This is a genomic window from Nocardia sp. NPDC058058 (assembly GCF_042885355.1).
Taxonomy (GTDB): domain Bacteria; phylum Actinomycetota; class Actinomycetes; order Mycobacteriales; family Mycobacteriaceae; genus Nocardia.
On sequence record NZ_JBHVSA010000005.1, the window covers coordinates 23,127 to 34,812 of the forward strand.

Consider the following 11,686-nt stretch of genomic DNA (forward strand, 5'->3'; position numbering starts at 1 on the left):
AATCAGGACTGGGTCAGGAAAGCGGTGTGGTCTTCGTCGGCGACGGGGCTGGCCTCATCGGCCAGCAGGACCGGGATGCCGTTGTCGATGGGGTAGGCCAGGCGCAGGCGGGGGTTGTACAGCAGGGCGTCGCCGGCCTCGATGCGGACCAGGTGCAGCGGACCCTTGTCCTGCGGGCAGGCGAGCAGGGTCAGCAGCGTGGGGTCCAGGATTTCCTCCGACATGGTCGTCAACCTACCGGTCCGCCGCGGCGGGGTGGGAATCGGTGCGGCGGAAGGAGATGTGGCGATGACCGAAGAAGCTCGCCACCGCGACCAGGGCCATGACCACGACCGCGGCGGGACGGGCCGGGGCGTGCAGGATCGAGACCGCGAACTGGAGCAGGGCCATGTTCAGCACCATGCCGACCGAGTTGACGCCGACGAAGGCGACGAAATCGCGCAGCAGGTGGCCGCGCACCCGAAAGACCAGGGTGCGGTGCAGGCCGAAGGCGATGAACACGCTCACCGTGTAGGCCAGGGCCACCGACAGCGCGGCGGCCACATCCTTGGACACCATGCCGTTCAGCACGGTCAGCCACATGATGGTCAGGGCCATGCCCAGCAGCGTGTTGAACCCGCCGACCAGCGCGAAGGCGATTTCCTGCCGCCGCACCAGCCGCAGCAGCGGACCGGGCGGAGCGCTCACCGGCTCCGGGTCGGCCGATGCGGCACCGGCCGTGCTCGCGGCCACCGCACCATCGACATTCGATGATGCGGCGCGCAGGTCGTCGGACATGCCGACGGATCGTTCGGTGGTCACGAAACCGATTCTGCCAGTTCGCGTTTCGGATCGGGGGTGACCGGGCCGGCGCCCTCGCCGCCGTCATCGCCGTCATCACCGTCCCGGCGGGAGCGCAGGTACATCCATTGCAGGACGCCGAGGCCGATGAGCCCCGCCCCGGCCGCGCCGATGCCGATCTTCCAGCCCGGCGGACGCCAGGTGACTTCCAGTTCGGCGGCCTTGGTTCCGGCCGGGATATCGACCGCGACAAAGGATTTCGCGACGGTGGTGAACGGAATGGTCTTGCCGTTCAGGGCGACGCGGTAGCCGGGCCAGCCCAGGCGGGCGAAGGTGATGCGGCCGCCGGTCTCGGAGGACACTCGCACCACGCTGCTGGTGCCGGATTCCGACAGTGACTTGGCATCCACATTGTGCGCGTCACCGATGCGGCCGTTGACCGTGGAGATCGGGCCGCCATCGCGCTCGAGCACCCAGATGTACTTCTCATGCCCGGGTACCGCGGTGAAATGCCAGCCCTCCGGGGCGGGTTGGTTCCCGGCCTCGGGGAACATGGCCTTCTGCAACACGATTCGATCGATCAGCATGAGATCGGCGAGCGGGCGGCCGGTGGTCGGCTCGGGCGCGAACATGCGCTGGTACGAGTCGGGGCAGGTGCTGCCGTCCCAGCGCATGCAGAGCATTTCACCGAAGTAGAAGTGCCCGTTGGGCGTATAGCCGTTCACGTAGTCGAGTTCGAGATCCTTGGCGTAGTTGCCCCACACCAGCGATCCGTACGCGCCCTCGAGGCTCTTGTCCGCGGGTTGCAGTAGTCCGCGATCACCGAGTTGCAGGGTGGTGCCGGTGGTGAACTTCGGGAACGCCGCCTTGGCCTCCTCGCGATTCGCGGGCAGGTTCCACGACATCGGCGTCGGCTGCACCGACCGCACCTGGAAGTACGCGATCGGAAGCATGGCGACGATGGTCAGCGCGACCGCCGCCGCCGTACCCCGGGTGCGGCCCAGCCACACCACGCCCGCGACCAGCGCGCCGACCACGAGCGCAGACAGCACATGCCAGAGCACATCGTGCGGATCGGCGGAGAAGGTGCGCACCCACAGCAGCAGGATCAGCACGCCCGCGGCGATCCCGCGATTGCGCCAGCTCCGCACCGTGCCGAACCGCCCGAGCAGTACGCACACCAGCACCAGCAGTCCCAGCGCCAGCATGGGCAGCACACGAGCGGGCCAGCGCAGCGGTCCGATGGTACCGGGCCCGGCGGTCCACATGAGCATCACCGCGGCGAACAGCGCGATGGAGCTGAGTTCCTTCCACTGTGCCTTGGCCGCACGCCAATCCACGAACGCCAGCGCCGGAATCAGGAACCAGGCGATGTAGACCATGGGCAGCGGCTGGATATAGCCCCACCACGAATTGAACGCGGGCAGCGTGCTCGGCAGGCTGGCATTGAGCGATTCCGACCACGGCACGGTCAGGAACTGGTCGTTATTGATCTGCGAGGTGCCACGCCAGCTGACCTTCGCGGACAGCATGCTGGGCAGGAAGGTGATCAACCCCGCGGCTCCGGCAGCGGCAGCGGCGGCGGTGAGCCGGGTCAGCGGAGCCCACGCGGAACGCCCGCGCCACACCAGTTCCCCGACCGCGACCGCGACCAGCATGATCGCGGCCTCGACGGCCGGGAACACGTACTGCACCGAGATCGCCAGGTACAGGTACACGAAGACCGGAATCGGCCCGCCCTTACCGCGCGCGTATCGCACCGAGGACGCCCAGGCGTGAATCATCCACGCGGTTCCGCTCATGGCGGTGAACCAGCTGGCCGAATCGAAGAACAGGAAGAAACCGGTGAAGGGGAAGGCCACGCCGGCCGCCGCCGCCCACTCCGGGCGCGAGCCGTACGCCAGGCATACCCGGTACACCCCGAGCCCGGCGATGATGGCGAAGATCAGTTTGACGATGGTCGCGTACACCGCGAGGTTCGGCACCGAGGGCGCGATCAGATCGATCAGCAGCTGCGGCGGGTTGAACAGGCCCGCTTCCTCATTGGTGTAATTGCCCGACATCCACTGCTGCGGCAGCAGGAACGGGAACTGGCCGTCGCGGAAGGCGCGGCCGAAGAACACCCATAGACCGGTGTATTGGGATTCACTGTCATCGGTATAGAAGTGGCGGGCATTGGCCAGCAGCACCGCGATATATCCGAGCGTCACACCGACGGCGGTGACAACTCCCCAGCGGTACACCTCGCGTCGCGCCGACCGTTCGGCGGGTTCGGTTCCGGTGGTCCCGGCCACCGTCGAAAATGCGCTTTCCACCACGAGTTCCAGACCCTACAGGGCGTCGCGCTCGCGGGCATCAAGCTGTGCGGCAAGAATGATGGCGTGATGATCTCTCGCCCCGGAAGCCGCGACCTGCACCGTGTTAGAGTTCTCCGCGGCTCGGGCTCTGTAATTTGGCGTGGAGTACCGGCGCGCTCCGTCATCGAAAGTCGATCCAGCTGATGCCGATTCCGTCTCGCCCGCTCCGCGCGCAGACCGCTCCGAGCGTCACCTCCGGCCCTTCCGGGTCGGCGCGGGTGCACGCCGTATCCGTTGTCGTCCCCGTATATCGCGGTGAGGACACCATTGCCGCGCTCGTGGCCGAGCTGGACAAGCTCAGCGGTCCGGTGCGCTCGCCCGCCGGAGCCGAATTCACCGTGAACGACATCGTGCTGGTGCACGATCACGGACCGGATCGCTCCGATGTGGTGTTGCAGGAACTCGAGCAGACCTACCCGCAGGTGCGGGTGGTGTGGATGAGCCGCAATTACGGACAGGACGCCGCCACCATCGCGGGCATGGCCGCCGCCGACGGCGACTGGACCGTCACCATGGATGAGGACGGCCAGCACGATCCGGCGTTCATCGGTGAATTCCTGGACGCGGCGCTGCGCGAGCGCGCGGATCTGGTCTACTCCAAGCCGGTCAATACCCGCCCGCACGGGTTCCTGCGCAATATCACCTCGCGCGGGGCGAAGATCGTGCTGGCGACCATTTTCGCCTTCCCGGATTCCACCCGGTTCGAGAGCTATCGGCTGATTCGCGGCGATATCGCGCGCCAGCTCGCGCAGGTCGCCTCCAATGGCGTGTATCTGGATGTGGCGCTCACCTGGGTGGTGAGCGATGTGGCGCAGGTGCCGGTGCAGCTGCGCGCCGAGGGGCGCGAGGAGTCCGGGTACAACTACCGGCGACTGTTCTCGCTGTTCTGGAAGATGGTGCTGTGCAGCGGAACTCGCGGGCTGCGGCTGGTGAGCATGCTGGGTGTGACGCTCGCGCTGGCGGGCGGCGGTATGGCGGCGTGGGTGGTCTATCACAAGCTCACCGACAGCGGCGGCGATCCCGAGGGCTGGGCCTCGCTGATGACGGTGCTGCTGCTGTGCTCGGGCGCGGTGCTGTTCTCGCTCGGGCTGATCGCCGAATATCTGGGTGTGGCCTTGCACGTGCTCGTGGGCAAACCGCTGTATCTGACGGTAGATTCGCCGACACCGCGCCCGGTGCAACAGCATTCGGAGCATGCGGACAAGGAATTCCAGTACGCAGGAGCGAGGGGGAACGACCCGGGTGAGCACTGATCGCATCATCTTCAGCCGTCCGTTCCGCGCCGCGGGTGAGCTGGCGAATGTGGAGGCCGTGCTGTCCTCGGATCACAGCCACGGCGACGGTCCGTTCACCGCGGCGGCCACCGCGAAACTGCGCGATATCACCGCCGCGCCGTACGCGCTGCTGACCACCTCGTGCACGCACGCGCTCGAAATGGCCGGGCTGCTACTGGAACTCGGGCCCGAGGACGAAGTGATCGTGCCGAGCTTCGCGTTCACCTCGACCGCGACTGCGATGGCATTGCGCGGGGCCACCGTGGTGTTCGCCGATATCGATCTGGCGACCGGCAATATCGATCCCGAATCGGTGGCCGCCGCGGTCACCCCGCGCACCAAGGCCGTGGTGATCATCCACTACGGCGGCGTCGGCGCGGATATGGAACGGCTGCAACAGATCGCGGACGCGCACGGCCTCGCGCTCATCGAGGACACCGCGCACGGACTGGGCGGCACCTGGCGCGGACGGCAGCTCGGCACCATCGGCACGGTCGGCGCGCTCAGCTTCCACGACACCAAGAACGTGCACTGCGGTGAGGGCGGCGCACTGCTGCTCACCGATGAGATCCTCATGGCGCGAGCGGAAATCGTGCGCGAGAAGGGCACCGACCGGGCGCGTTTCCTGCGCGGCGCGGTGGACAAGTACTCGTGGCAGGACATCGGCTCCAGCTATCTGCCGAGTGAGCTCAACGCGGCGGTGCTGGACGCACAGCTGGCGGAATTCGCGACGATTCAGGCCAATCGGCATCGGGTGTGGGATCACTACGCCGCCGCACTGCCGGACTGGGCCGCCCGCAACGACGTTCAGCTGATGACGGTTCCGGACGATCGCGAGCACACCGCGCACCTGTACTTCCTGCGCGTGCCCACCGAGAGCCGCCGCGACGACCTCATCAAACATCTCGGCGCACAGGGCATCTCGGCCCCGTTCCACTACATCCCGCTCGACTCCAGTCCCGCGGGCCTGAAGCTGGGCCGCACCCCGACCCCGTGCACCCGCAGCGCCGAATTCTCCGGAACCATTGTGCGCCTGCCACTGTGGCCGGGACTCACCGAACAGCAGCTCGACCGCGTGGTCGAAGGCATCACGGCCTTCACCGTCTGACCCGCGAATCCGGCCCGTCGTTCCGGGCCGGATTCCGTGCGGTTCCGGGTCAGTCCTTGGGTCGGGCGATGAGCACGTGCCCGGGAACCGGCTTATGGTCCACCGCACGGTCTTCCACCACCAGCCCGGCGGCCTCCAGCGCCGCGATCACCTCCGCGACCGGGCGCAGCCGGAAGCCGAATTCGGTGAACGGCATCTTGGCCATCCCGTCCGGATCCCCGATGCCGATCACGGCCCGTCCCTGCGGCCGCAGCACACGCGCGAATTCCGCACAGACACGGTCCAATTCGGGCACGAAGTAGATGGTGTTCACCGTAATCGCCGCGTCCAGACTGTCTTTCGCGAACGGCAGTTCGGTAAGCGAACCCTCCAGCACCTGCAACCGCCCGGCACCGATCTGTGCGGCGAAACCGGTCTTGGCCCGGTTCAACATATCCGGCGAAATCTCCACGCCCTGCACATTCCCGGTCGGCCCCACCCGATCCAGCAGCAGCGACAATCCGACGCCGCCCCCGAATCCGATATCGGCCACGGTCTCCCCGGCAATCGGTTCGGCCGCCCGCACCGCCTCCTCGATCAGGAATCGATTCACCCGATTGAGCATCAGGGCGGTCCCTTTACCCAGCAGACCATGAGGATTGCCGAGTTGACCGGCAATAGTGGACATCACACGCGCCGCAAGCGGATTCACAACTCGATGCTACCGGCGCGAATCCAGTGAACCCGTTGACCGAGCCCCCGACTTTCGGGGATGTGCCCGGATTCCCGTCAGCTCTAAGCTCGATCACTACAGCGGCGATCGGCCGGACCCCCGACCCGGCCGATCGTCGTTGGTATCAGGCGAAGAGCCGAGTGGCCAATTCCTCGGTGAGGATTTCGTAGTTCTCGGATTCGCGGTTGTACCACCAGGTGAGCTCGCCCGGTTCGGGGCGGCCCGCGGCCTGGACGGCCTTGGTGGAGGGGCGGAAGGTGGTGCTGCGCGGGATGTCCTCGACCACGTAGATGAGGTCGGGTCGCTGATCGGGGGCCAGATCGCGCAGCGCCTCGGTGACATCCTTGGGGGTCAGGCGCATATCTTCGCGGACACTGACCGCCGCGACCGCGAGGGTGCGGTTGCCCGCCGGAAGACCGTAGGCGACTTCGAGATCCACGGCGGTGATGTCGTTGAGTACATCGACGATCGGCTTGGTGTACACCGGCCCCCGCGGTGTGTGGATCACGGTGTCGCGGCGGTCCATCAGCCAGTAGTCGCCGTCGCTGTCGCGGCGGAAGAGGTTTTCGGTCGGCATCCAGGCGTCGCCGGGGGTGAAGACGCCGCGCAGGCCGCCCGCGGACAGGTCGACGGTGTCCGACGCGGTGCCGATGAGCAGCCCCACTTCGTTATCGGCGCAGCGGCGGGCGAAACCGTTGTCCGCCACCTGGATCTCGTCCGAGATGGGGTCGTAGGCGATGAGTTCGACCTTGGCGGTGCCGGGGACGGGACGACCCTTGGAGCCGATCTTCGCGCCGGAGACATTGGCGAGCACCACATCCCCCTCGATGGAGGCGTAGAACTCGAGGACCCGCGCCGGGGCGAAGCGATCCTGGGTGCGCCGCCACAGGCCCGCGGGCATACCGGAGCCGATGAAGAGCCGGATGGGATGCGGGTGACCGTTGGGGAAGGTGTCCGCGTCGAGGATGTCGCGCAGCATGGTCCAGGTGTAGGTGACCACGGTGACGCCGTAGCGGTGCACCTCCTCGGCGAACTGCGCCGGATCCAGCGAACGGGCCAGCGCGATGCGGCTGCCGCCCGCGACCGCGCCGCCCAGACTCACCAGTAAGCCCGACGAATGATGCAGCGGCGCAAGGCAGTACACGGTGTCCTTGCGCCCGAGATCGGCCGCCGAGGCGGTGCCGAAGGCGGACAGCGCCCAGCGGTGGTTGGTGACGTATTTGATGTCGAAGCGGTCGCCGGTGCCGGTCACCAGGATGAACGCCAGTTCGCGGGCCAGGCCCGGATTGGGCTGGTACCAGGCGGGCACGGTCACCTGCGCCGGATCGATCTGCTCGAGATCGGTGACATCGCAGCCCGCCGGAATGTCCAGTGCGCGGGCGTCTCCGCCGCCGAGCACCAGCACGCGGCTGCCGGTGGCGGCGGCGTCCTTCAGGTTCTCCGGATCGGCGATGAGCAGTTTGGTGCCGGTCAGTTCGGCGACCTTGGTCAATTCGCTCTTGGGTGCGAGCAGTACCGCGACCGCGCCGAGCCGGGACAGGGCGGCGATGGCGACCATGGCGCTGGGCCGGGTCTCCATGACCACGCCGACCCGGGTGGCCGGTCGCACGCCGACCGAGATGAGCCCGCGCACCACATTGTCGATGCGCTGGTTCACCGCGAAGTGCGTGTGCACGCGGTCCTCGAAAAGGAATGCCTCCCTTTCCGGTCCGCGCCGGGCCTGTTCGGACAGCAACCGGCCCAGTGAGATCCGGGTGTGCGGCTGGATCATGCCGAGCCGGGTCAGCCGCGGCAGGGCGCGCGCCGCCTCACCGGTCAATTCGACTGTGCCGCGCAGGGTTTGGCTGGCGACGCCCTCGATGGTCTTGCTCAGTCCGGCGCCGGCCTCGGCGAGGCTGCCGACGGCGTGCACGGCGCGGGTGAGCCCGGTGCTCGGACCCTTGCGCGCCACCTCCTGGCTCATCGGCACCACCTGCGCGGGCTGTTCGCCGCCCTGGCTGAGCCAGTTCACCCAGTCACGCACCACGGGCCAGGTGTACTTGGTCGCGGTGGAGCCGGAGACCAGGCCGAAATGTCCTGCCACCACGCTGGCTTCGTACACATCGGCATTGGGCGCGGCGCGCACGATGCCGCGCACGGCGGCGGGCTGGCCGATATCGTCCACCTCGCCGACGAAGGCCAGAATCGGGCATTTGAGATCGGCAAGCGAAATCGGCTGATCGCGAATGACGAAGCCGCCCAGCATCATTCGATTGTGCTTGATGAACTGCCGGAGCAGATCGGTGAGCGCGGGGCCGGGGTAGCCCAGCCAGCCGTCGGCCTCGAGGAAGCGGCGCTGCCGCTCCTTGGGCAGCAGCGCTTCCCGGTCGTGCAGCTGCCGCAGGAAGTCGATGCGCGCCTTGGCGGTCTTGACCGGATCGAGGGCCTGAAAGCCCAGTCGCACCATGGAATCGGTGATGGGCAGCCGGTTCAGTACGTGATCGGCGAGGAATTCGGCCGCGCCGGAGGCGACCCCGTAGGGAATACCGAAGGGGATGCCCGCGACCGCGTCCACGGGCGATCCGAACGTGACAATGGATTCCACGCCGCTGCCGTGCCGGTATGCCGCGGTCTGGTAGGCGAACATGCCGCCCTGCGAATAACCCATGAGATGCACACCGCGCCCGGTCAATTCGTTGACCGTGTCGATGGCGCTGCTGACCGCGAGCACATGGTCGGCGAGATCGCGATCCCAGCCGCCCTCCTCGGTGGTCGGCGAGCCGAAATCCACTACCCAGCAGTCGATTCCGGCGGTGTGCAGAATGCCGACCGCCCCGTCGGCGGCATTCACGTCCCAGATCTCGGCGGTGACCATGATGGGCGGCACCAGCAGCACGACCGGCCGGTCGGTTCCCTCGGTATCCGGGAAGTAGTGCCGCAGCCGGTACATGCGCTTACGCTCGGCGATCTCATACGGCGACGATTCGATTTCGTGAACCAGTCCCCCGAACCGGATCACCTCGAGCCCGTTCTGAGCGGTCGCCACTAGGCGCTGCATAGGACCGACAACGGACCTCGTATTGAATTTCACGGCTTCGCTCCCAGACATAATCTGCTCGTGACCTGCGTCATCCGCCCCAACGCGTCCAGATGAGCTTGCCATAGAGCCACTCTATCCCGTGGCCGCTGTGACCAGTACCATGCGCCCGCGCCGTCGGGCGCGCCGAAATCTACGTACAGCCCGGTCGGTTCAGCTATTTTTGTGAAGCTGCGAATGCGCCGCCCGCCAACCGCACCCGGCCGGTCAACACGCTGGTCGAATGCACCGCCGGAACGCTTGCGAACGCACGATTGCGAGGCGGCGAAGCTGCGACACGACGGCGATAGCAATACACCAGACATCATGTTTATGCATTTTGCTGCGGTTTCCAGATTCCGGGTCATACCATCGTTATCGCTGGAACGCAGTGTCGCGCTTGTCATTTCACTTACATGTCTAATTCCGCAGGCCCGTGCCGGACCTGCTCTATCGCCATGGATTCCACCGCCCTGCTGACGCGGTGGGCCCTTCTAAGGTGAGGACCACAGCATGACCATTGAATTGCCCATTGAGACCGCTAACCATCAGCGCAAAACCCTCAGCACCGCCGCCGCCAGCCAGCTGGCGCACACCACCAAGTCCGAACCGCAGATGCAGGGCATCAGCTCGCGCTGGCTCACCCGCAGTCTGCCCTGGACCCAGGTGAAGGGCGGCGTCTATCGCGTCAACCGGCGCCTCACCCACACCGTCGGCAACGGCGAGGTGGAGTACATCATCAATGGCTCGCAGGCCCGGGTCATCCCGCTGGAGTTGCAGGAACTGCCGCAGCTGCGCGGGTTCGACGACGAAGAGGTGCTGAGCGCCGTCGCGCAGCGCTTCGAACAGCGAGATCTGGCCCCCGGCACCGTGGTTGCCGAATTCGGCAACCCGATGGATCAGGTCCTGCTCATCGTGCACGGCAAGCTCACCAAGATGGGCACCGGCGAATACGGTGAGACCACCAAGCTCGGCATGCTGGCGGGCGGTGACTTCTACGGTGACGAAACCCTGGTCGATCCCGATGCCATCTGGCCGGTGACCATCAAGACGGTCACGCCGACCACCGTGCTGGTGCTCAGCAGGCAGTCCCTCAATCAGCTCACCGATCAAATCCCGGCACTGCAGGATCATTTGGCCGCGGTCGCCAGCCTGCCGGCCGCGCCGCAGAACAAATACGGTGAGGCCGAGATCGTGGTCTCCTCCGGTCACTCGGGTGAGCCGATGCTCGACGGCACCTTCGTCGACTACGACGGTCAGCCGCGCGAATACGAACTCAGCCTGGGCCAGAGCGTATTGCGGGTGCACACCCGCGTCGCGGATCTGTTCAACGATCCGATGGATCAGATCGAACAGCAGCTGCGCCTGACCATCGAGGCCATGTACGAGCGCCGCGAATACGACCTGGTGAACAACGAGGACTTCGGCCTGCTCAACAATTGCGATCTCAAGCAGCGCATCTACACCGAGTCCGGCCCGCCCACCCCGGACGATATGGACGAGCTGCTCAGCATGCGGCGCGGCACCAAACTCTTTCTCGCACACCCGAAGGCGATCGCCGCGTTCGGCCGCGAATGCAGTAGGCGCGGGCTGTACCCGGATCCGGTGGAGGTGGACGGTCATCGCGTGCCCGCCTGGCGCGGCGTGCCCATCTTCCCGTGCGGCAAGATCCCGGTGAGCGATACCCAGACCACCTCGATCATGGCCATGCGCACCGGCGAGAAGGATCAGGGCGTTATCGGCCTGCACCAGACCGGAATTCCGGATGAGTACGAGCCCAGCCTGAATGTCCGGTTCAAGGGCATCGACGATCAGTCGATCATCTCCTACCTGGTCAGCTGTTACTACTCGGCCGCGGTCCTGGTTCCCGACGCGCTCGGCATTCTCGACAACGTGCTCGTCGCACGGCAGTCGGACTGATCGGAGCAGGCCATGTCGGTGCCACCCCAGCCGGTGCCTCCCCCGGCACCGGAAGCCCGAGGCGCACTTGATGATCCACGCCTCGGTGTCTCGGATGCGGCGGAAGTACACCTGTCGCCCAAGCGGCTACTCGGTCCCATGGGGTTGGGGTCCGCGAGCCTGCTGGTGAATCTGCCGCCACCGGACACCCTGGCGATATCGGCGCCGCCCCGTCCCGCTCCCAGCGGGGTGGGGCGCACGCCCCCGCCGCCGTTGCGTCCACGCCGGATCGAACAGACACCGGCCGGGACCGACGTGAGGCGACCGGAGGCCACCAAGCCCCCGGAATCGACGGCGGTGCGCCAGCTTTCCCATCTCTTCCCCCGAGTGCGCGCCCTGCCGGTCGCGGGATTCTCCACCCCGCCGTGGGGATGACGACCGGCGGAAGTTCGCCGCACCACTGAAAACCCCTGCGCCGCAGGGCTTTTCAGTTTTTCTTCT

The 11,686-nt window shown here is 66.7% G+C and carries 9 protein-coding genes; 4 read left to right on the forward strand and 5 right to left on the reverse strand.

Annotated features, from left to right (window positions below):
- Positions 1 to 2: 2 nt before the first annotated feature.
- From ACFVUS_RS38545 to ACFVUS_RS38555, 3 genes are read right to left on the reverse strand one after another with little or no spacing between them, the layout of a single operon-like run.
- Positions 3 to 224, reverse strand: coding sequence for a Trm112 family protein (locus tag ACFVUS_RS38545; RefSeq protein WP_387778694.1), 222 nt, complete (start codon positions 222 to 224; stop codon positions 3 to 5).
- A gap of 10 nt (positions 225 to 234) precedes the next feature.
- The gene (locus tag ACFVUS_RS38550) at positions 235 to 801 is read right to left on the reverse strand and encodes a GtrA family protein (RefSeq protein WP_387778697.1); all 567 of its coding nucleotides are present in this window, start codon (positions 799 to 801) and stop codon (positions 235 to 237) included.
- A complete protein-coding gene (locus ACFVUS_RS38555; protein ID WP_387779873.1) occupies positions 798 to 3,023 on the reverse strand; it encodes a hypothetical protein in 2,226 nt (741 codons plus the stop codon). The genes ACFVUS_RS38550 and ACFVUS_RS38555 overlap by 4 nt, the downstream gene beginning before the upstream one ends.
- 332 nt (positions 3,024 to 3,355) lie before the next feature.
- On the opposite strand from ACFVUS_RS38555, the gene ACFVUS_RS38560 reads away from it, so the two are divergent.
- Together ACFVUS_RS38560 and rffA are read left to right on the forward strand one after the other, a co-directional pair.
- Complete coding sequence (locus ACFVUS_RS38560) at positions 3,356 to 4,390, forward strand: glycosyltransferase (RefSeq protein WP_375968228.1); 1,035 nt, start codon at positions 3,356 to 3,358, stop codon at positions 4,388 to 4,390.
- Positions 4,380 to 5,519 (forward strand): dTDP-4-amino-4,6-dideoxygalactose transaminase, encoded by a 1,140-nt coding sequence (gene rffA, locus ACFVUS_RS38565; RefSeq protein WP_387778700.1) that lies wholly within the window; start codon positions 4,380 to 4,382, stop codon positions 5,517 to 5,519. Before ACFVUS_RS38560 ends, rffA begins: the two co-directional genes overlap by 11 nt.
- A 49-nt stretch (positions 5,520 to 5,568) precedes the next feature.
- Here the strand turns inward: rffA and ACFVUS_RS38570 are convergent, their stop codons facing one another.
- Entirely contained in the window at positions 5,569 to 6,186 is a 618-nt protein-coding gene (locus ACFVUS_RS38570) for a methyltransferase domain-containing protein (protein WP_387778703.1), read from the reverse strand.
- A gap of 169 nt (positions 6,187 to 6,355) precedes the next feature.
- Positions 6,356 to 9,319, reverse strand: a complete 2,964-nt coding sequence (locus tag ACFVUS_RS38575; protein ID WP_387778705.1) for an AMP-binding protein — start codon at positions 9,317 to 9,319, stop codon at positions 6,356 to 6,358.
- 480 nt (positions 9,320 to 9,799) lie between these two features.
- On the opposite strand from ACFVUS_RS38575, the gene ACFVUS_RS38580 reads away from it, so the two are divergent.
- Positions 9,800 to 11,206, forward strand: a complete 1,407-nt coding sequence (locus ACFVUS_RS38580) for a family 2B encapsulin nanocompartment shell protein (RefSeq protein ID WP_387778708.1) — start codon at positions 9,800 to 9,802, stop codon at positions 11,204 to 11,206.
- 12 nt (positions 11,207 to 11,218) lie between these two features.
- Positions 11,219 to 11,620, forward strand: coding sequence for a hypothetical protein (locus tag ACFVUS_RS38585; RefSeq protein WP_387778711.1), 402 nt, complete (start codon positions 11,219 to 11,221; stop codon positions 11,618 to 11,620).
- The last annotated feature ends 66 nt before the right edge of the window (positions 11,621 to 11,686 follow it).

Coding starts and splice junctions, on each gene's coding strand:
- ACFVUS_RS38545 (WP_387778694.1), bottom strand. CDS start 224: ATGTCGGAGGAAATCCTGGACCCCACGCTGCTGACCCTGCTCGCCTGC.
- ACFVUS_RS38570 (WP_387778703.1), bottom strand. CDS start 6,186: ATGTCCACTATTGCCGGTCAACTCGGCAATCCTCATGGTCTGCTGGGT.
- ACFVUS_RS38575 (WP_387778705.1), bottom strand. CDS start 9,319: ATGTCTGGGAGCGAAGCCGTGAAATTCAATACGAGGTCCGTTGTCGGT.
- ACFVUS_RS38580 (WP_387778708.1), top strand. CDS start 9,800: ATGACCATTGAATTGCCCATTGAGACCGCTAACCATCAGCGCAAAACC.
- ACFVUS_RS38585 (WP_387778711.1), top strand. CDS start 11,219: ATGTCGGTGCCACCCCAGCCGGTGCCTCCCCCGGCACCGGAAGCCCGA.